The organism is Acinetobacter baumannii (assembly GCF_009759685.1).
Taxonomy (GTDB): Bacteria; Pseudomonadota; Gammaproteobacteria; order Pseudomonadales; family Moraxellaceae; genus Acinetobacter; species Acinetobacter baumannii.
This window is the reverse complement of the sequence record NZ_CP046654.1, coordinates 3,184,192-3,205,455: the sequence shown is the minus strand read 5'-3', so window position 1 is coordinate 3,205,455 and position 21,264 is coordinate 3,184,192. Positions and strand designations below refer to the sequence as shown.

Genomic DNA, 21,264 nt, shown 5'->3' with positions numbered 1-21,264 from the left:
TGAGTTATTCGGTGTTTCTTCTGTAATGATAAATTATCTAAACCTCTCTACTCAAGATGAGTTTACGAGAGCTGGTTGGCGGAAATAGATATGAACACAATGGATACTTTTCATCAAATGGATAAATCTCACCAAGGCTATATCACCGAATTCAACGATAAAAGTGAGTTTGAACAACGCATTAATACAGCTTGGCGACGTGCCGAACCTGAAGCTGTAGAAGAGCTATTACAAGCTGCTGCGGTATCTGATGATTTAGATCATAAAATTTATGACCTTGCATTTAACCTTGCCCATAATTTACGTGAACGTAAGACTTCTTCAGGTAAAGCAGGTATTGTTCAAGGGTTATTACAAGAATTTTCTCTTTCTTCACAAGAAGGCGTGGCGCTCATGTGTCTTGCTGAAGCTTTGCTTCGTATTCCAGACACAGCAACACGTGATTTGCTCATTCGCGATAAAATCAATCAAGGTAACTGGAAAGAACATGTTGGCCAAAGCAGCTTAATGTTTGTGAATGCTGCTGCATGGGGTCTCATGTTAACTGGTAAGCTTATGGAAACACCAAAGCAAACCAGTCTTTCAAGTGTACTTACTGGACTTTTAGCACGTAGTGGCCGTGGCATTATTCGTAAAGCAGTTGACGTTGCAATGCGTATGATGGGTGAACAGTTTGTGACTGGTGAAACCATCGAAGAAGCTGTCGACCATGCAAAAGTACTTGAGGATAAAGGTTTCCGCTATTCTTATGACATGTTAGGTGAAGCTGCCTTAACCGACCATGATGCTGAACGTTACTTTAATGATTACACACAAGCCATTCATGCAATTGGTAAAGCGTCTAATGGTAAAGGCGTATATGATGGCCCTGGTATCTCAATTAAGCTTTCAGCTTTACATCCACGTTACCAACGTGCGCAAATTGAACGTGTTCACAAAGAACTCTACGGCAAAGTATTTGAACTCGCTCGTTTAGCTAAACAGTACAATATTGGTTTAAATATCGATGCAGAAGAATCAGAGCGTTTAGAAATTTCTCTTGAGTTACTTGAGCGTCTTTGTTTTGAGCCAGAACTTGCTAACTGGAAAGGCATTGGTTTCGTAATTCAAGCTTATCAAAAACGTTGCTTCTTTGTGGTTGATTATATTATTGACCTTGCTAAGCGTAGCCAAAAGCGTCTGATGATCCGTCTTGTAAAAGGCGCATATTGGGATAGCGAAATTAAGAAAGCACAAATCGAAGGTATGGATGACTACCCTGTCTTTACACGTAAAGTTCATACTGACTTGTCTTATATCGCTTGTGCTAAAAAATTACTTGCAGCACCAGAATTTATTTATCCGCAATTTGCGACGCATAATGCTCAAACTTTAGCAACGATCTATCATTTAGCAGACCCAAGCAAATATTACGCTGGTCAATATGAGTTCCAATGCTTACATGGTATGGGCGAGCCGCTTTATGAACAAGTTGTTGGTCCACGTGAGCAAAATAAATTAGGCGTGCCATGCCGTATTTATGCTCCGGTTGGTAACCACGAAACATTGTTAGCTTATTTAGTCCGTCGTTTACTTGAAAATGGCGCGAATACTTCATTTGTTAACCGTATTGCCGATAAAACACTTAAAGTTGAAGATCTTATCCAGTCTCCAATTTATGATATTCGTAATGCAGCTAAGCTTGAAGGTTCAGTTGGTTTAAAACATCCATCAATTCCACTACCTTTAGATATGTACGGAACGCTTCGTAAAAACTCTAAAGGTTATGACTTAGCAAATGACACCCCACTTGCAGCTTTAGATAGCACAGCTCAAGAATTACGTAATCGTATTTGGCAAAGCCATCCGTTGTTGGCTAATACTGATTCTTTAGAACAAGGTCATTCTGTTGCAATTACAAACCCAGCACAAAATGATGAAATTGTTGGTTATGTACAAGAAGCTGATCTTAAGCATGTCGAAATCGCTCTTACTGCAGCTGAACAAACCCAATCAGAATGGTCAAATACGCCTAAGGATCAACGCGCTCAATACTTAAAACGCGCAGCTGACCTCATGGAAAGCCGTATTCAAGAGTTGATGGTATTACTTTGCCGTGAAAGTGGTAAAACTTATGCCAATGCGATTGCAGAAGTTCGTGAGGCTGTAGATTTCCTACGTTACTATGCAACTCAAGTTGAAAATCTTCCTGCAAATACAGTTATTCAGCCTTTAGGTACTGTACTTTGTATTAGCCCATGGAACTTCCCTCTTGCAATTTTCTCAGGTCAAATTGCTGCGGCATTAGTCAGTGGTAACTGTGTTATTGCTAAACCAGCTGAACAAACTCCATTGATCGCAGCCCAAGCAGTTCAGATTTTATGGGAAGCTGGTATTCCACATGGTGCTGTACAGCTACTTCCTGGCCGCGGTGAAACAGTAGGTGCCCAGCTCAGCCAAGATAGCCGTATCGATGGCATCATGTTTACTGGCTCGACTGAAGTTGCAAAAATTTTACAGAAGACCGTTGCAAAACGTTTATCTGAAAATGGTCAATCTATTCCGCTCATTGCAGAGACTGGCGGTCAAAATGCAATGATTGTTGACTCATCTGCTTTAACTGAACAAGTTGTATTAGATGTTGTAAGTTCTGCTTTTGATAGCGCAGGTCAACGCTGCTCTGCTTTACGTATTTTATGTGTACAAGAAGACAGCGCTGCAACCGTTATTAAAATGCTTAAAGGTGCAATGCAACAGTTGATCGTAGGTAACCCTGCAATTTTAAAAACTGACATTGGTCCTGTTATTGATAATGAAGCAAAACAGACGATTGACCAGCACATCCAGAAAATGAAATCGAAGGGTTATCCGGTACATCAACTGATGTTTGGTGCAACAAGCCAAACAGAATTAGATAAAGGAACTTTTGTTGTGCCAACAGCAATTGAACTTCCCAATCTTGATGACTTACAACGTGAAGTTTTTGGTCCGGTTTTACACATCATTACCTATAAGTATGGTGAACTTGAGCAACTCATCTCAAGAATTAATGCGAAAGGTTATGGTTTAACCATGGGTCTGCATACCCGTATTGATGAAACCATCCAAACCGTAATTCAACATGCTGAAGTGGGTAACCTTTATATCAACCGTAATATTGTTGGTGCTGTTGTTGGCGTACAACCATTCGGTGGTGAAGGTTTATCTGGTACAGGCCCTAAAGCGGGTGGCCCTCTTTATATGTATCGCTTAATGCAGCATTGTTCTAACAAAGTATTAGCAACTCCATTTGCGGTAAAAAATGAGCAAACCATTTTTGAAGGCTTTAACCGTGAGGTTTATCAAAGCTTACAAAACTGGGCGAAACAACATTTACCACAAGCAAACCGTGAAATTGAACCTTTTGGTGTTGGTAAGTTTTATGAGTTACAAGGCCCTACTGGGGAAAGTAACCAATATATTATTTTGCCGCGTCATCGTGTTCTTTCAATTGCTGATACAGAACAAGATCAATTGCATCAGTTACTTGCAATCTTTGCAGTTGGCAGCCAAGCTGCTGTAATGCCAAATAGTCCATTATTGGCAAAACATAAACAAACGTTGCCAAAAGATGTACTTGATGCGATTACTACCATTAAAAACATCACTACAGATGATTTTGATGCAGTTTTACATCACGGCAACCGTGAAGAGATCTTCTCATTACAGCAAGAAATTGCTAGCCGTTCTGGCGCAATTGTTGGTATTACTCATGTTGAACCAAATGAGTCGATTCCACTTGAACGTTTGGTAATTGAACGTGCAATTAGCGTAAATACAGCTGCGGCTGGCGGTAATGCAAGCTTAATGACAATGTCTGAATAATTAAGTAATTTTCTAAAAAGCCCAAATTACGATATTTGGGCTTTTTTGTTTAATAAAATAATCTATTCTTAAATATATAAATTTTATCAATTTGAGTTTTTAATAATGATTTTTTTTGAACCAGAACAATACCAAAAAAGATACACTCAGCTTTTTAACTTATACCGAAAACAAATTTCCGCTCTGCTACCATCTGCCCAAATTGAGCATATAGGTTCATCTGCAATACCTAATGCATTCTCAAAAGGTGATTTAGACATTTATATTGAGGTTCTACCCGATCAATTTGAGTTTGCAATAGAACAGTTAAAAACGCTTAATTTTATAGAAAAGCAAAATACATTAAGAACAAATGAGCTTTGCATGCTCGAGTCACTCAACAACGATAATGTTGCCTTTCAAGTTGTAGTAACCGGTTCAATATTCACATTTTTCTTAACCTTTAGAGATAAGCTTATAGCTTCTCCAACATTAGTTAATGAATATAATCAATTAAAGTTACAGTCCACCTACTTAGATCATGACCAATATAGAGCAGTAAAATCTAATTTTATTGAACGCGTTTTAAGTCACTCCTAGTGTAAGTATTTTTTCTTTATGAATAACTAACTAAAATTGGCTCCTTTAAGCTCAATTTTTTGGTACCATTCACCATTTGATTCTGTCTAAATTTTCTTTGTCTATGACTTCTTCTTATCGTCAACAACTTCAAGCTAAAATTGATCGCATTACTACTCAATTTTCTGAATTTACACCGCCTACATTAGAAGTGTTTGAATCGCCTGAACAACATTTCCGTATGCGTGCTGAATTTCGTATCTGGCATACAGAAAATGATATGTTTTATGCCATGTTTGAACGTAATGACGATGGCAAGCAAAAAACCGTTGTACGCATAGATGAGTTTCCTATTGCAGATAAAAGCATTAATGACTTAATGCCACTTCTTTTAGCAGAACTTAAAGCCAACTCTTTACTTTCTCAGCGTTTATTTGAAGTTGACTTTCTCGCAACTCTAAGCGGAGAAATGTTAGTTACCTTGATTTATCACCGCAAGCTTAATCAGGAATGGGAACAAGAAGCTAAAGCACTTGCTGAAAAATTAAATATTAAAATTATGGGTCGTAGCCGAGGCCAGAAAATTGTTATTGGTGATGACTTTGTGGTAGAAGAATTTGAACTTTTAAACCGTTCATTTAAATACAAACAAATCGAAAGTAGCTTTACGCAGCCTAATGCACAAGTTTGCAAAAAAATGCTGCAATGGGCATGTGATGCAGCTGAAGGATCAAAAAAACACCTGTTAGAACTTTATTGTGGTAATGGTAATTTCACACTTCCACTCTCTTTAAAATTTGAAAGAGTGCTTGCAACTGAACTTGCAAAATCATCAGTTTATGCGGCGCAGTGGAATATCGAACAGAACCAAATTGATAATATTCAAGTAGCTCGCCTCTCGGCTGAAGAGTTCACTCAAGCCTATCAAGGTGAACGTGAATTCCGCCGTCTACAAGAAGCAGATATTGATATTCAAAGCTACGACTTCGATACAGTATTCGTTGATCCTCCACGCGCAGGAATTGACGATGAAACTTTAAAACTATTGCAGAGCTTTGAACGTATTATCTACATTTCATGCAACCCCGACACTTTATATGAAAATTTAAAAACGCTCACTCAAACTCATCGCGTTACTAAGTTTGCTTTATTTGATCAGTTCCCTTATACGCATCATGTAGAGTCTGGTGTCTTACTTGAGAAGATTTAAACAAAATTTTTCAATGTAACCCTATTTTATAAGGAGATTAAATATCTCCTTATTTTTCAAGGTGTTTTAATTAAGTATTTAAATTTAAAAAAAATATCAAGTCATCTATTCGTCATAATTTCGTTTAACTCGACCATTACTATCGAAAATTCTCTAGTTCAACTGGTGGATTTATCACATATAGAGTCTTGTATTTTAATTTATATTGGCTATATTTCGAGCTATGTTAGGTTGTATATGAAGGCTCTATGAGTTTTTGGCAAAAGCTGTTCTTGGCAGATCAACAGCATAACGAGCATAAAAACCAAACTGCTTGTGTTGAAAATGACTGCTCATGTAAAACTAATGAACAACTTCTAAGTGCGCTTGCGCAAGCGACTGATGAAGATGTCATTAAGGGAATCAAGAAAGTTCTTATTTCCCGTGGTTATAGCCGAAAAGAGTTAAATGAACTCACTCAAAAACCATCTATTCATTAATTAAGAAGCCAGTCTTGTACTGGCTTTTTTATATTTTACTTGGGTCTACAATCTGCCTGATCCACCCATCCAATAATAGGCCCCATATTAAATTTTTTGTCATTTCGATTATTCTTATGCAAATATAAACTAGAGATAGAACCGTCAAGGTATAGAGCTTGCTCGACTTCAAGATTTTTTTGGAAGAACTGAGCAAAACTATAGAAATTCACTCTATTTTTAGATATCACAAAATACAATTTATTATTTTTTATACCTACCCCATTACGTATTTTCTTTGAATCGCTATTTGCCAAGAATAAGGGACTTATTTTGCCATTAATCACTAACATAGGGCCGGACTGCGTAGCATAATCGGGTTGAAAAACTTTTGCTTTGTATTGTTCAGTTGTCAATATAACAGCTTGTTTGTCATTCCATGCTAGAACTCCATTAGGCTGCAAAAAGAAGTTTCCCCAGCCTTTATCTTCATTTAAAGGTTGGCTCTCTCGTCCGTTTTCAATATATAGTCCTACTGGAGAAAAACCGGAATGGAACATGCCTCCATTCATCGCAAAAGTAAGCTGTTCACATGCTTTAAGTTGATATTGAATATTGTCGAAACTTTTATAATATTGATCAGTTTGCGGATTTTTCAGAAATAAGCGTAATTGTTCTAAATTAGAAATTTCAATTACTTCAAACTGATCATCAGTAGTATTTCTAATCTGCCGATACTCTAGTGCTAAAGCGGATTGTGTAAAGATTATGAAGTTCACGATACACAGTACTAGTATTTTCATTAATGCCAAACCTTAGATGTCATTTTATTTTCATAAAGACACTTTATTAAATAAAAATGTTTGAAGTGATATATACCCGAAAGTCGCTTATTCCACCTAATCAATACACTAGAACACAACTATATTCGTTATAATAGTCACAGCTTTGTATAAAAGTGATTAAACTTTATTGGATCAGCGTGAATATGCAACAAACAAATAAACGCTACCCTTTAGGGGCTCATCTTATTGTAAAACATCTCGGCTATAGCCATCATGGTATCTATGCTGGGAGAGGTCGAGTTATTCATTATTCAGGCCTCGCACATTTCATCAAAAAACGGCCCATTGAAATCACTTCCCTAGATGCCTTTTCTCATGGCAAAAAAATTCATGTACGTTCTTATGATGCACCACGCTACAGAGGAAAAGTTGTTGTACGACGTATGCGTTCACGTATGCATGAAAACCATTATCATTTGATTATTAATAATTGTGAGCATTTATGCAGTTGGGCGATTACTGGTATAGAAAGTAGTACTCAAGTTGAGCGAATGATGCATCGTTTAACCACCATTGGTTACGTGAGCTCAATCATGAGCTATATGAATGGCATGATGCTAACCGTAGCAACCACCTGCTTTGCTCTTGTTCTTTATATAAAAAAGAAATTACGTGATCAGGCAAAAATGAATATTCCGACTTATCAATTTCTAAGAGAAAAAGCCGAAAAAAGAAATATAGACCCAACCTCACCTTTAGTCTTTATAGAACCAGATAAAAAAGAAACTATCTAATTAAAAAAGTCCTCAAGTTGAGGACTTTTTTAGAAAACTTACAACTTATTTTTTAGCTGCACTAGCCGCAGTTGCTTCAGTTGTAATGTTTACAGTGATCTTATCACCTACATTCGGCACATAGTTACCTAAACCAAAGTCAGAGCGGTTGAACGAAGTTGTCGCGTTAAAACCAATCGCTGGAACTTTTGCCATTGGGTGCTCGCCTTGCTTATTTAAGACAGCATCAAGTACAACTGGCTTAGTAATACCTTTAACAGTCAAATCACCAGTAATTTTGAAATGCTTTTTGTCTTTCGTTTCTACTTTCGTACTTTTGAAAGTAATGTTTGGGTATTTAGCCGCATTAAACCAAGCTTCTTCTTGGAACTCTTTATCTAAAGCAGGTACGTTTGTATTCACACTGCTTAAAGGAATGGTCACATTTACAGATGAGTTTGCTGGTTTAGCATTATCAACTTTAATTACACCTTGGATGTCTGAGAAGTTAGCACTTGGAGTTGAAAAGCCGAAGTGATTCCACGAGAAAACAGTAGCTGTGTGTGTTGGATCAATTTTATAGTCCACTGGTGCAGCTAATGTAACTGTACTTGCCAATGCTACTGCTAAACCGAAGCTTAATGTTTTAAGATGCATTTTTCGTATCCTTTATTGATATAGTCGTTAGTGTATACATCAAGTAATTTAATTCACTATTCTTTATAAAACGATATGTTTCATCCATGCAACAATAAAAGCGTTACAGTTGTTATTCAAAAACCATATTATAAAGTATAGGTATTCTTCTATTCGAAGCTTTCAGATTTATTAATTTTTACTACGATTTTATTGATAAATAACAAGGTAAAACATGGTTAACACTGCCCAAGCACAAAGTACTTCAACTCCTTATCGAGTAACACTTACCGATCCTTCGGGTCATCAATGGTTTGCAGATGAACCCACCGATAAAGGTGGACAAGATACAGCTCCAAATCCGGTTCAGCTTTTATTATCGGCTTTAGGAGCTTGCACTACAATTACACTAGAGATGTATGCAAATCACAAAGGCATCAAAATTGAGCATGTACAAGTTGATTTAGCATTAAATCCAAATGGTGATCCAGAAGCAGGTCAAAATAATATTGAGCGTAAAATTACTCTAAAAGGTGAATTTACTGAGGATCAGCATAAAAGATTATTAAAAGTTGCTGGAAACTGCCCTATTCATAAGCTTTTAACTTCTAATATTACGATCCAAACTGAACTTAACATTTAAATAGCCCATAAAAAAAGCGCCCCAATCGGGACGCTTTTTATTCTGCTCAAAAGATTAAGCAGTTAACTCTTTCACCGCAGCAACTACAGCCTCAGTTGTAATACCGAAGAATTGGAACAAGTCTTTTGCTGGTGCTGACTCACCATAAGTTGTCATACCGATTACTTTGCCATCCAGACCAACAAACTTCCACCAGTAGTCAACGTGAGCAGCTTCTACAGCAACACGTGCACGAATATGAGCTGGTAATACTGCTTCACGATATGCAGCATCTTGTTTCATGAACTCTTCTGCACATGGCATAGAAACAACACGAACACCTTCAAGTTGAGCATAAGCTTCCATTGCCAAAGAAACTTCTGAACCAGTAGCAATAATAATTGCTTTCAACTCACCTTTCTCTTGAGCAAGAACATAACCACCTTTTGCCGCATTTTGGATTTGCTCTTCAGTACGCGTTTGGAATGGTAAGTTTTGACGAGAGAAAATAAGTGCTGTAGGGCCATCTTTACGCTCTAAAGCAGATTTCCACGCAATTGCTGTTTCTACAGTATCAGCAGGACGCCAAGTATTTAAGTTTGGTGTGCCACGTAAAGAAGCAATTTGTTCAATTGGTTGGTGTGTTGGACCATCTTCACCTAAACCGATTGAGTCATGTGTGTACACATGAATCACGCGCTGTTTCATTAATGCAGACATACGTACCGCATTACGTGCATATTCCATAAACATTAAGAACGTTGCAACGTAAGGAATGAAGCCGCCATGCAATGCAACACCGTTAGCGATTGCAGTCATACCGAACTCACGTACACCATAATATACGTAGTTACCAGCCGGGTTTTCTTGAACGCCTTGGCAACCTTTCCAAAGTGTTAAGTTAGAACCTGCCAAGTCCGCAGAACCACCTAATAATTCAGGTAATAAAGGACCAAATGCTTGTAATGTGTTTTGGCTCGCTTTACGAGTTGCTACAGTCTCAGCTTTAGCATTTGTTTCACGAATAAATGCATCTGCTTGAGCTGAAAATTCTGCTGGTAAGTCACCGCTAATACGACGAAGTAACTCAGCCGCTTCCGTTGGATATTTTGCTTGGTATTGAGCAAATACTTCATTCCAAGCTGCTTCAGCTTCATTACCTTTTGCTTTAGCATCCCATGCAGCATATACATCAGCAGGAATAACAAATGCTTCTTCAGTCCAACCTAAAGCTTCACGAGTTAAGGTAATTTCATCTTTACCCAGTGGTGCACCGTGACAGTCTTCTTTACCTTGCTTGTTTGGAGAACCTAAGCCAATAATTGTTTTACAAATAATAATCGTTGGTTTTTGAGTTTCTGCTTTAGCTTCAACTGTTGCTTGACGAATCGCATCAGCATCGTGGCCATCTACACGAAGAACTTGCCAACCATAAGACTTGAAACGCTCTTCAGTGTCATCACTGAACCAGCCTTCTACTTCACCATCAATCGAAATGCCGTTATCATCATAATAAGCAATCAATTTACCAAGCTGTAAAGTACCTGCTAAAGAACATACTTCATGAGAAATACCTTCCATTAAACAGCCATCACCTAAGAAACAATAGGTGAAGTGATCAACTACTTTTAAGTCATCTTTATTGAACTGAGCAGCTAAAGTTTTTTCTGCTAATGCAAAACCAACAGCGTTCGCAATACCTTGACCCAAAGGACCTGTCGTTGTTTCAATTCCTGGAGCGTAACCATATTCAGGATGACCAGGAGTTTTTGAGTGCAATTGACGGAATTGTTTTAAATCTTCAATTGAAAGATCATAACCTGTTAAATGAAGCAAAGCATATTGCAACATTGAACCATGGCCATTTGATAAAACAAAACGGTCACGGTTTGCCCATTGTGGATTATTTGGGTTGTGATTTAAAAACTCGCGCCAGACGACATCAGCAATATCTGCCATCCCCATTGGAGCACCCGGATGCCCTGAGTTTGCCTGTTGCACAGCATCCATTGCCAATACACGAATTGCGTTTGCAATACGACGTTCGTTTAAAGGGGTCGTCATAGATCAGAATCCAATTTTAATAGATTGATGAAAAGAAGAAGATGAATAACCATTCAATGCCGCTATATTGTCTTAAAAAAACGCCTAGGGGTAAACCCCAACACTGTATATTTCTTTATTTTTAACTATTTCTTGGTTACTCAAAAAACATTTAGATTCTTAAGCTGTGTAAAACAATAGTATTTATACTTATTTCCATGCTCAACGATTGTAAGCTTCTTCCTCTTAATCAACATATAGAGTTGTATTTATTTTCTTTATTTATAGCTTTTCACTTCATAGTCTAAATCTTCTTGATTAATATTTAACAAAATCAAATGTTTAAAATTTAAACATTTTATTAAAACTCTAATATAAAAATGATTAATTTTCATCTATCTATATCAATTTTCCTGATACACATATCAATTAAAACATAGTAGAAATGAAAGAAATTCATGCTTTTTAGTCAGTATGAACTGGTCCTCAAGCTCAAGTCGATGTAACATATTATGTCTTTTTGAAATAACCAAGATAGGACTTTCATGCGCGAGTACGCTGTTTTTACCTCGGAATCTGTAAGCGAAGGTCATCCCGATAAAATGGCCGACCAAATTAGCGACGCTATTTTGGATGCAATCTTAAAAGAAGACCCATACGCACGTGTTGCTTGTGAAACACTGGTAAAAACAGGCGCTGTTGTACTTGCAGGTGAAATCACAACAACTGCGAATATTGATGTAGAAGCTGTTGTTCGCCAAACTGTTAACGGTATCGGCTATCACCATTCAGATTTAGGCTTTGATGGTTCAACTTGTGCTGTAATCAACATGATTGGTAAACAATCACCAGAGATTGCACAAGGTGTAGACCGCCAAAAACCTGAAGACCAAGGTGCTGGAGACCAAGGTTTAATGTTTGGTTATGCAAGCCGTGAAACCGACGTGCTTATGCCAGCCCCTATTTCTTATGCTCACCGTTTAATGGAACGCCAAGCTGAACTTCGTCGTTCAGGCGCATTACCATGGTTACGTCCAGATGCAAAAAGTCAGGTAACTTTTGCTTATGAAAATGGCAAACCTGTACGTTTAGACGCAGTAGTACTTTCTACACAGCATGATCCTGAAATTACTCAAACTCAGCTTAAAGAAGCTGTAATTGAAGAAATCATTAAACCGATCATTCCTGCTGAAATGTTCCATGCAGCAACTAAATTCCACATTAACCCGACTGGTATGTTTGTTATCGGTGGACCTGTGGGTGACTGTGGTTTAACTGGCCGTAAAATCATCGTTGATACTTATGGCGGTATGGCTCGTCACGGCGGTGGTGCATTCTCTGGTAAAGATCCATCTAAAGTAGACCGTTCAGCTGCGTATGCTGGTCGTTATGTAGCTAAAAATATTGTTGCTGCTGGTCTTGCGGACAAATGTGAAATTCAGGTGAGTTATGCAATTGGTGTTGCAGAGCCAACTTCTATTTCAATCAATACTTTTGGTACTGCAAAAGTTTCTGATGAGTTAATTATCCAGTTAGTACGTGAACATTTCGATTTACGTCCGTTTGGTATTACTCGCATGCTTAACCTAATTCAACCTATGTATAAACAAACAGCTGCTTACGGCCACTTTGGTCGTGAAGGTTCAGATACTGCATTTACATGGGAAAAAACTGATAAAGTTGAAGCACTTAAAGATGCCGCAGGCCTTTAAGCTGATTATATTAAAAGCCCGCTCTTCAGCGGGCTTTTTTATTATTTTTGTATTTGATTAAAATTAAACAACAGCCCCTTCAACATACATTATTTAAAGGCATGTAGTGAGTATTAAGCAATATTATTGTTTTGTGCTCTTATCACCTTCATTTAATACATCTAACAGAGTCGATTGCACAGGTGTATCTTGATGATTCTGGATATAAAGATGAACAACTTTGAATACGACAACAACTGCTAGACAAGCCATCACACAAAACATCCATAGGCCATATGGACTACGAATATGGTGTGAACCGCAATATGGACATGATTTATCAGTTGATGCCACAACTTTGTCGCAACAAGCACAATGATATTGATATAGCATAGGTAACCCTCCTTCCCTCACTTCAACCGTTGTTGTTTTAATAGGTTTGCTACATTTTTAAATTTATACATCCTTTATATTTATCCTATGTGAAATGAAAAGATAATTCAATCTGAATGAACAATCCGTTCAAACTTCAAATATTTAATTTATACAAAGAGATAGACTAAATATTATTTTTTTAGCACTATTTTTCTTATTTTGATATTTTGTTGAATTTGTTAAAATAGGAATATATTTTATTTTCTAGGCGAATTTATGACACAGCTCATTAATAAAGGTGGCTTTCGTGAAAGAGCCAATAGAAGCCGAAAATATCAACAATCTGAAAACAAGCAAGTAGCTCTGCCTTCAAACAAGTATCAACCTCAAACTAAGCTCCAAGATAATCAAAACGAGATGATTCAAGCAAAAGCAGATATTTCTGAAACTTCAGATGATTAATTGTTATAAATTAAAAAGGGCCTAAATCTTTTAGATTTAGACCCTTTTTGTATAATAGATTAATTAATCTTTATTTTTATGCTCAATTTTCTTGTGGTCTGGAGTAACTTCTCTCGCTTCGCCATCAATAATACTAGAATCATGATATTGGCTACCACCACCTTGTTGATTCTGCATATCCTGCATTTGACGCATTAAATCTGCAAATGGGTTTTGACCAGCACCTGCACCACCCATGCCGCCCATCATTTTGTTCATCATGGCTTGCTGACGTTTTGCGAGTGTTCTCATTGCAATATTACGAAACGCAGTTTGCACGCCCGGAATAAGAATTAAGAGCGCTAATACATCCGATACCAAACCTGGCAACATTAATAAAAAACCAGCAAAAGCATAAGCTAATTTTTTAGTCACAGTCGGATCATTACCCAATTGTCCAGTCATCTGCATTTGTTGTAGTTGCGGCATAATACCAGCCGTACTATTACGAATAAGCGTTAGACCAATAAAGAAAGCAATAATGAACCAGAAAAACACATACCATCCACTGATGAACTGTGCTACGCCAATCCATACGGCAATTTCAACAATCGCGCCCAGAACCACAATAAGAAGTAAATTCATGTAAAACTTTATCTATCTCAAAAAGAAAATTCATTGCAGTTGTTACTACTTAACTAAACTTATCCATTTTTCATTTGAAATCATGGATTAAATTTAGTTGCGAAGCTTAGACAATGTTTTTGTTGTAACCTAAAATCATAGCTAAACTAAGGTTCTGCAATACTATAAATAAGACTGATTCTAACTTAATAAAACAGTCATACTCTATTATTAATGAGTGCTATATCAACTTTATCAAGTGTTTTTTCTACAAGATTGCAATTTTTTCATGAATTGGCCGATGCTTTTATCTATTAGCAGCTTTTCTATAAAATTTAACTTACATTTTTGATATCTAATAATTGATCTACTCAAGTTACATTAATTAGCTAAACTTCAAATTCAATCTTATAAGTCTTATGAACATTAAAGCACTCTTACTTATAACAAGCGCTATTTTTATTTCAGCCTGCTCACCTTATATAGTGTCTGCTAATCCAAATCACAGTGCTTCAAAATCTGATGAAAAAGCAGAGAAAATTAAAAATTTATTTAACGAAGCACACACTACGGGTGTTTTAGTTATCCAACAAGGCCAAACTCAACAAAGCTATGGTAATGATCTTGCTCGTGCTTCGACCGAGTATGTACCTGCTTCGACCTTCAAAATGCTTAATGCTTTGATCGGCCTTGAGCACCATAAGGCAACCACTACAGAAGTATTTAAGTGGGACGGGCAAAAAAGGCTATTCCCAGAATGGGAAAAGAACATGACCCTAGGCGATGCTATGAAAGCTTCCGCTATTCCGGTTTATCAAGATTTAGCTCGTCGTATTGGACTTGAACTCATGTCTAATGAAGTGAAGCGTGTTGGTTATGGCAATGCAGATATCGGTACCCAAGTCGATAATTTTTGGCTGGTGGGTCCTTTAAAAATTACTCCTCAGCAAGAGGCACAATTTGCTTACAAGCTAGCTAATAAAACGCTTCCATTTAGCCAAAAAGTCCAAGATGAAGTGCAATCCATGCTATTCATAGAAGAAAAGAATGGAAATAAAATATACGCAAAAAGTGGTTGGGGATGGGATGTAAACCCACAAGTAGGCTGGTTAACTGGATGGGTTGTTCAGCCTCAAGGGAATATTGTAGCGTTCTCCCTTAACTTAGAAATGAAAAAAGGAATACCTAGCTCTGTTCGAAAAGAGATTACTTATAAAAGCTTAGAACAATTAGGTATTTTATAGAGTTAGTTTATAGCCCAGTTCACTTTTACCATTTTGATCTGGGCCATTGCTATTTTAAAAACTGATAATCTATCCATCCATTGGTTCAAATGGAGTATTCAAAATTAGTTGGTAAAAAGCAGCGTCAAGCCATTGCCCAAATTTAAAGCCCACTTGTTTAAAAGTACCAGCGTGGGTAAAGCCCATTTTCTCATGAAGGCCTATACTGGCTTGATTTGTCGCATCAATACAACCAATGAGCACATGAAGTTGAGCCTGTTGAGCGCGTTGAATTAACGCTTGCATTAAAACTTTACTTAGACCACAGCCACGATGTTCATGATGAATATAGATACTATGCTCAACCGTATATTTATAAGCTGGAAAAGCTCTAAATGTTCCCCAACTGGCAAATCCTAATAACTTACCTGACTCATCTACTACCCCAATGACAGGGAAACCATTTTCTCTTTTTACCGAAAACCATGTTTTCATTGAATCAAGTGAACGGGGAACATAGTCATACAATGCGGTAGAGTTAACAATCGCATCATTTAGAATTTCTAATATTGCTGCCGCATGCTCTGCTTCATTACAATCAATTAAACGGAAATTAGAATCGAGGGAATAGTTCATAAAGATTCCTTAAAAGCGGGCACGAGTTGATTAGAAACGACTAAAATATAACGAGCAACTTGAGCTGAATGATTACTGTATATGACAGGTTGATCTAATTGCATTGCCAAGCAATCCCCTTGACCTAATGCATAAGAAGTTTCACCTAATTGAATTTCAATTTTCCCTTCAACGACCCAAAGCTGCTGCTGTACCACTCTAGAGCTTTCATTAGTTTCATAAGTAATTCGAGAATGAGGCGGAAATTCAATTTCAACAATCTGAAAGGGTAATTTTAAGTTCGGAGGTGAAACTGTACGGCGTATATAGCCAGTTTCCGGATCTCGCCACTCAGCTTGTTCATTCCGACGAATAAGCGGTTGAGATGATGAATTCCCCGCTTCATTCGTAAAAATTTGAGTTAAAGGTACTTCAAGACCATTCGCTAGTTTTTCAAGAACAACTGCCGTAGGGCTCGTTTCTCCTCTTTCAATTAAAGAAATAGCTGAACGGCTAACTTGGCAACGGGCAGCTAACACATCTAAAGTATATCCACGTGCTAAACGCAGCTCTCGTATTCGATGTGCAATCCTTATATTGATATCATCCATTAAAGAAGCTCAATTCCATCATTATAGATAAGTATTCCATTAAAATAGAATTACATCAAATGATTTCAAACTCTTCATTATGAATATATGGAAAATTGGGTGGACAATATAAATCTTTAGGCTTAAAAACCGAAAAATAACCATTCATAGCAGCATTCTTTAAATTACTCATGCAGAACCGATTTGGCTATGTAACAATACCCTCTAAACTATTTAAGTAAGTCTTCACATGCCATTGATTATTGGAATTGATCCAGGTTCACGCTTAACAGGTTACGGAATCATTGAAAAAGATGGTAGTAAACTACGTTTTGTTGATGCCGGTACAATCCGAACGGAAACTCAAGAGATGCCAGAGCGCTTGAAGCGTATTTTTGCTGGTGTTGAGCGAATTGTGAAATTTCATGGTCCTACTGAAGCTGCGGTTGAGCAAGTCTTTATGGCACAGAACCCCGACTCTGCCTTAAAACTTGGTCAAGCCCGTGGAGCTGCTATAGCCGCTTTAGTGAATTTAGATTTACAAGTTGCAGAATATACTGCACGCCAGATTAAACAATCTGTAGTGGGATATGGTGCTGCCGATAAAGAACAAGTCCAAATGATGGTAATGCGTTTACTTAACCTGACCATTAAACCTCAAGCCGATGCAGCCGATGCTCTTGCTGCTGCAATTTGTCATGCCCACGCTTCAGGAAGTATGAGCAAACTAACTGTTTTGAATGCCTTAGGTGGTATGGCTCGTGGACGAAGTCGCTCTAGTAGCCGTAGACGCTAAAGCTTTACTGGTTTACTACTTGAGTAATTGCTTGGTTCATCTCATAAGCTTGTAAACCGCGCATGCCTTGTTTGGCAAGTTGGTCACCTGCCTGAGCATGGAGGGTTACGATCTCATGTAGGGTAACTGCTTTATGGAACTGGGCTTTCAAGCTTGCAATCATTCCTGCTAAGACATCTCCCATTCCACCAGTTCCCATACCTGCATTACCTTGCTTACAAATATACAAGTTATCTTCTAAAATTAAGCTGCCTGCTCCTTTAAGCACCCACTGGCCTGCATATTTTTGCTGCAACGCATAAATCGCAGTAATTCTGTCATTTTCAATTTGCCAAGTAGAACAACCAAGTAATGTAGCGGCCTCCCCCGGATGAGGTGTTGCATAAATATGTAAACTCAATTTTTCAGGCTGCTTTGCGAGAAACCATAGGGCATCTGCATCTAATACAACTTCTAAATGTGAAGTCTGATTTAAATAATTAAACCACTGTTGATAGATTTGGTGTGCCCAGTCATCACGACCTAACCCCATTCCAAAACATACTGCATCAACCTGAGATAAAATTTCTTTAATACCGTTTTCATCGAAATCATTAATATCACGCAGCATAATATTAGGAGCTCGCGACAAAATAGCCTGATGATGGTTGCGATGACAAACTACCGTAACCTTGCCTGCCCCTGCATGAAAAGCAGCTTCAGCAGCCATAATGACGGCCCCGCCCATTTGCTCATGTCCACCTATCACCAAAACATGCCCATAACTTCCTTTATGTCCAAAAGCCAAACGTTTAGGAAGTTTGATATGTGTTGGCGTCAAGTAAGCAAGAGGTTTCAGCTCTTGGTCTATTGGTATTAAATTAATTAAATGAATTTGTCCTGCATATTCTTTACCTTGGCCTGTAAACAATCCTGCTTTAAGCCCTAAAACAGTAAATGTATGATCAGCCCGTATTGCGCAAGGTAAAGTAGAGCCAGTATTTGCATGTAAACCACTTGGTATATCAATCGAAATTTTTAGCCCTGCTTGCCCATTAAATTGTTGAATCGCGTGTTGCCAATAACCGTTTAATTCACGGTTTAAACCAATCCCAAACAATGCATCAATATGACAATCAAATGTCCCGTTGATCTCAAAACCTTGGTGTATTTGAACATGATTTTCTTTCGCAAAATGGACAGCGTGGTGTAAATCAGCTGACTCGCCCAACTCAGCCGCAAATATTTCAACCTGAAACCCAGCTTGTTTGAGATAGCTTGCTATAAAATAGCCATCACCAGCGTTATTACCCTGTCCGCACCAAACAGCAATATTCTTAAAATTTTGTTTTTGAAAAAGTACAATGAGTTGTTGAGTGATTGACCAAGCTGCTTGTTGCATTAGGCCTAATGAGGAGTTTTGCGCAGCAAACCAACGTTGCTCCCATGCCTGGATATCTTGGCTATGGTAAACTACCGCCTGCATATTCTTATCCTCTTGCATTTTTCGGTTTATGACATCTTCCAACACATCACGCATTGCAGTGCAACAAATTGATCCACATGAATTAAAAGCATGGATCAAAGCTCAAGCATTAGACTTGGGTTTTGCTGATTGTGTCATTGCCAAACCAGATGCTCAAGAGCAAATGCCACGTTTTTTAGATTACCTTGAACGTGGTTATCATGCAGATATGACCTATTTAGAAGAAAATCTGGAAAAGCGAGCAGATCCAACTTTATTGGTGCCAGGAACAAAAAGTATTATTTGCGTACGTATGAATTATTTGGTGGAATCGCCAAAACCGCGATATGTACCTTTTGAACCAAACTCTGCGATTATTGCCCGTTATGCTCGTGGTCGTGATTACCATAAGGTGATGCGTGGCAGATTAAAAACGTTAGCCACACGTATCCGTGAAAAAGTGGGAGATTTTGAATCTCGCCCTTTTGCAGACTCGGCACCTATTTTTGAGAAATCATTAGCTGAAAGTGCTGGGATGGGCTGGACAGGTAAACATACTTTACTCATTCATAAAAAGTCGGGTTCATTCTTTGTCTTAGGTGAACTATTTACATCACTCGACTTACCTTTTGATGAACCTGCTACTTCTCACTGCGGTTCTTGTAGTGCGTGTATTGATATTTGCCCGACACAAGCGATTGTCGAACCTTATATGTTAGATGCTAGACGCTGTATTGCTTATCTCACCATCGAATATAAAGGAATCATTGCAGAAGAATTACGTGCAGGCATTGGTAACCGGATATTTGGTTGTGATGACTGCCAATTAATTTGCCCGTGGAATAGTTTTGCTAAAACAGCGTCTATTCCCGATTTCAATCCTAGACATGGTTTAGATAATATTAGTCTGCTTGATATTTGGCAGTGGGACGAAGCTACTTTTTTAGCCAATACAGAAGGCAGCCCAATACGACGTACAGGTTATCAATCCTTCAAACGTAATATTGCTATCGGTTTAGGCAACGCACCGTACTCAAAAGAAATTGTAGATCAGCTAAACAAAGGCAAAAGTTTACATGACGAAATCGTCAATGTGCATATTGATTGGGCAATTGAACAGCAACTTAATCAACTTTAGCTATCAAATTAAAAAAATGATGTTTTTTGCCCTATAGCTTTAATACGAATTCTGTATGATTATGTACAGTGAATTAATGCCATCATCATGGATATGACAATGACTCTACGTAATGATTGGACTCGTGAAGAAATCCAAGCTCTATATGAACAACCTTTTTTGGATTTAGTTTTTAAGGCTCAACAAGTACACCGTGAGCACTTCACTGCCAATACAATTCAGGTCAGCACCCTTTTATCTATTAAAACGGGTAAATGTCCTGAAGATTGCAAATATTGCTCTCAATCTGCACATTACGATTCAAAATTAGAAGCAGAAAAACGTATTGCTGTTGAAAAAGTAATTAGCGAAGCAAAAGCTGCAAAAGATTCAGGTTCATCTCGTTTTTGTATGGGTGCTGCTTGGCGTAACCCTCATGAGCGCGATATGCCTTATGTTTTAGAAATGGTACGTGAAGTTAAAGCATTAGGTATGGAAACCTGTATGACTTTAGGTATGCTTAATCAATCACAAGCAGAACGCCTAAAAGATGCTGGTTTAGACTATTACAACCATAACCTTGATACTTCTCGCGAGTATTATTCCCACATCATCAGCACACGTACTTTTGATGATCGTTTGAATACTTTAGATTATGTACGTCAAGCTGGTATGAAAGTATGTAGTGGCGGTATTGTTGGTTTAGGTGAAAGCCGTGAAGATCGCATTGGTTTGTTACATGAGTTAGCAACCTTGCCTATTCATCCAGAATCTGTGCCAATCAACATGCTTGTTCCAATTGAAGGTACACCATTAGCTGATGTTGAAAAACTAGATGTTATTGAATGGATTCGTACTATTGCGGTAGCACGTATCATTATGCCGCATAGTTATATTCGTTTATCTGCTGGTCGTGAATCTTTAAGTGACTCAGATCAAGCTTTAGCATTTATGGCGGGTGCAAATTCTCTGTTCTCTGGTGATAAATTACTTACGACGCCAAATACAGGTGAAGGTAAAGACCAAGCGTTATTTAATAAATTAGGGTTAACAGCTGAAAAGCCAAAACCAACTGTTTCTGATTTATCAGTAGATGCGATGAGTGCTTAACCTCATCAAAATTGAAAAGCCCTGATCATTCAGGGCTTTTTTCATTTATACAGAAGTGACTAATATTCCATAAGTAGCATTCAGAAAGGTTCCAACTCGAATAATATCCCTACCTGCCGCATGTGTAACCGATAACTCTTGGCTCAATACATCAAAGTGAAAAGTTTCAAAAACATCTTGATGGTGTAAGAGCCAAGTCACTGTATCTGCTATATTATCATCCGCAATATAAGTTAAGGCTTTAAAGTCTTTACTCATAAATAACTCTTAAAAATAAATTTTATGAATTTTATATGAGTTCATTCTACCT

The 21,264-nt window shown here is 37.8% G+C and carries 21 protein-coding genes; 12 read left to right on the top strand and 9 right to left on the bottom strand.

All coding sequences use genetic code 11. From position 1 onward, the window contains the following. The first annotated feature begins 90 nt into the window (after positions 1–90). The 4 genes from putA (at position 91) to GO593_RS15320 (ending at position 6,090) form a co-directional block, all read left to right on the top strand. Complete coding sequence (putA, locus tag GO593_RS15335) at positions 91–3,843, top strand: trifunctional transcriptional regulator/proline dehydrogenase/L-glutamate gamma-semialdehyde dehydrogenase (protein ID WP_001094965.1); 3,753 nt, start codon at positions 91–93, stop codon at positions 3,841–3,843. 105 nt (positions 3,844–3,948) lie between these two features. Further along, positions 3,949–4,422, top strand: coding sequence for a GrpB family protein (locus GO593_RS15330; RefSeq protein ID WP_000575823.1), 474 nt, complete (start codon positions 3,949–3,951; stop codon positions 4,420–4,422). 103 nt (positions 4,423–4,525) lie between these two features. Continuing rightward, positions 4,526–5,611: a tRNA (uridine(54)-C5)-methyltransferase TrmA gene (trmA, locus tag GO593_RS15325; RefSeq protein ID WP_000204686.1), complete on the top strand. Its 1,086-nt coding sequence runs from the start codon at positions 4,526–4,528 to the stop codon at positions 5,609–5,611. Positions 5,612–5,859: 248 nt separating this feature from the next. After that, on the top strand, positions 5,860–6,090 hold the full coding sequence (locus tag GO593_RS15320) for a hypothetical protein (protein ID WP_000011679.1): 231 nt from the start codon (positions 5,860–5,862) through the stop codon (positions 6,088–6,090). A gap of 35 nt (positions 6,091–6,125) precedes the next feature. Here the strand turns inward: GO593_RS15320 and GO593_RS15315 are convergent, their stop codons facing one another. Beyond that, positions 6,126–6,872, bottom strand: coding sequence for a phosphodiester glycosidase family protein (locus tag GO593_RS15315; RefSeq protein ID WP_000699313.1), 747 nt, complete (start codon positions 6,870–6,872; stop codon positions 6,126–6,128). A 185-nt stretch (positions 6,873–7,057) separates the two neighbouring features. On the opposite strand from GO593_RS15315, the gene GO593_RS15310 reads away from it, so the two are divergent. Beyond that, positions 7,058–7,648, top strand: a complete 591-nt coding sequence (locus GO593_RS15310) for a lecithin retinol acyltransferase family protein (protein ID WP_001187976.1) — start codon at positions 7,058–7,060, stop codon at positions 7,646–7,648. Between the two features lie 45 nt (positions 7,649–7,693). Here GO593_RS15310 and GO593_RS15305 read toward each other — a convergent pair whose 3' ends face one another. Continuing rightward, positions 7,694–8,284: a YceI family protein gene (locus tag GO593_RS15305; protein ID WP_000550331.1), complete on the bottom strand. Its 591-nt coding sequence runs from the start codon at positions 8,282–8,284 to the stop codon at positions 7,694–7,696. Positions 8,285–8,498: 214 nt separating this feature from the next. On the opposite strand from GO593_RS15305, the gene GO593_RS15300 reads away from it, so the two are divergent. Further along, complete coding sequence (locus GO593_RS15300) at positions 8,499–8,906, top strand: OsmC family protein (RefSeq protein WP_000248285.1); 408 nt, start codon at positions 8,499–8,501, stop codon at positions 8,904–8,906. 54 nt (positions 8,907–8,960) lie between these two features. Here the strand turns inward: GO593_RS15300 and tkt are convergent, their stop codons facing one another. Next, entirely contained in the window at positions 8,961–10,949 is a 1,989-nt protein-coding gene (gene tkt / locus GO593_RS15295; protein WP_000211068.1) for a transketolase, read from the bottom strand. 524 nt (positions 10,950–11,473) lie between these two features. On the opposite strand from tkt, the gene metK reads away from it, so the two are divergent. Further along, positions 11,474–12,640: a methionine adenosyltransferase gene (gene metK / locus GO593_RS15290; protein WP_001209544.1), complete on the top strand. Its 1,167-nt coding sequence runs from the start codon at positions 11,474–11,476 to the stop codon at positions 12,638–12,640. 123 nt (positions 12,641–12,763) lie between these two features. Here metK and GO593_RS19180 read toward each other — a convergent pair whose 3' ends face one another. Beyond that, positions 12,764–13,012, bottom strand: a complete 249-nt coding sequence (locus tag GO593_RS19180) for a hypothetical protein (protein ID WP_000966850.1) — start codon at positions 13,010–13,012, stop codon at positions 12,764–12,766. A 258-nt stretch (positions 13,013–13,270) separates the two neighbouring features. Here GO593_RS19180 and GO593_RS15280 point away from each other — a divergent pair, with 258 nt between their 5' ends. Next, complete coding sequence (locus GO593_RS15280; RefSeq protein WP_000192619.1) at positions 13,271–13,456, top strand: hypothetical protein; 186 nt, start codon at positions 13,271–13,273, stop codon at positions 13,454–13,456. Positions 13,457–13,519: 63 nt separating this feature from the next. Here the strand turns inward: GO593_RS15280 and GO593_RS15275 are convergent, their stop codons facing one another. Next, positions 13,520–14,080 (bottom strand): FxsA family protein, encoded by a 561-nt coding sequence (locus GO593_RS15275; RefSeq protein WP_001050729.1) that lies wholly within the window; start codon positions 14,078–14,080, stop codon positions 13,520–13,522. Between the two features lie 398 nt (positions 14,081–14,478). Between GO593_RS15275 and GO593_RS15270 the strand changes: the two genes are divergently transcribed. After that, positions 14,479–15,303, top strand: coding sequence for an OXA-51 family carbapenem-hydrolyzing class D beta-lactamase OXA-98 (locus GO593_RS15270; protein WP_001021777.1), 825 nt, complete (start codon positions 14,479–14,481; stop codon positions 15,301–15,303). A 69-nt stretch (positions 15,304–15,372) separates the two neighbouring features. Here the strand turns inward: GO593_RS15270 and GO593_RS15265 are convergent, their stop codons facing one another. After that, positions 15,373–15,918, bottom strand: a complete 546-nt coding sequence (locus GO593_RS15265; RefSeq protein ID WP_001109739.1) for a GNAT family N-acetyltransferase — start codon at positions 15,916–15,918, stop codon at positions 15,373–15,375. Continuing rightward, a complete protein-coding gene (locus GO593_RS15260) occupies positions 15,915–16,508 on the bottom strand; it encodes a helix-turn-helix domain-containing protein (RefSeq protein ID WP_000340962.1) in 594 nt (197 codons plus the stop codon). The genes GO593_RS15265 and GO593_RS15260 overlap by 4 nt, the downstream gene beginning before the upstream one ends. A gap of 229 nt (positions 16,509–16,737) precedes the next feature. Here GO593_RS15260 and ruvC point away from each other — a divergent pair, with 229 nt between their 5' ends. Next, on the top strand, positions 16,738–17,283 hold the full coding sequence (ruvC, locus tag GO593_RS15255; protein ID WP_001128330.1) for a crossover junction endodeoxyribonuclease RuvC: 546 nt from the start codon (positions 16,738–16,740) through the stop codon (positions 17,281–17,283). Positions 17,284–17,287: 4 nt separating this feature from the next. Here the strand turns inward: ruvC and GO593_RS15250 are convergent, their stop codons facing one another. Beyond that, positions 17,288–18,748, bottom strand: a complete 1,461-nt coding sequence (locus GO593_RS15250; RefSeq protein ID WP_001149476.1) for a bifunctional ADP-dependent NAD(P)H-hydrate dehydratase/NAD(P)H-hydrate epimerase — start codon at positions 18,746–18,748, stop codon at positions 17,288–17,290. Between the two features lie 28 nt (positions 18,749–18,776). On the opposite strand from GO593_RS15250, the gene queG reads away from it, so the two are divergent. Together queG and bioB are read left to right on the top strand one after the other, a co-directional pair. Next, positions 18,777–19,865, top strand: a complete 1,089-nt coding sequence (gene queG, locus GO593_RS15245) for a tRNA epoxyqueuosine(34) reductase QueG (RefSeq protein WP_000204457.1) — start codon at positions 18,777–18,779, stop codon at positions 19,863–19,865. Positions 19,866–19,964: 99 nt separating this feature from the next. Continuing rightward, complete coding sequence (bioB, locus tag GO593_RS15240; RefSeq protein WP_000175362.1) at positions 19,965–20,954, top strand: biotin synthase BioB; 990 nt, start codon at positions 19,965–19,967, stop codon at positions 20,952–20,954. Between the two features lie 45 nt (positions 20,955–20,999). Here the strand turns inward: bioB and GO593_RS15235 are convergent, their stop codons facing one another. Then, a complete protein-coding gene (locus GO593_RS15235) occupies positions 21,000–21,212 on the bottom strand; it encodes a hypothetical protein (protein WP_000030993.1) in 213 nt (70 codons plus the stop codon). Positions 21,213–21,264 lie beyond the last annotated feature (52 nt).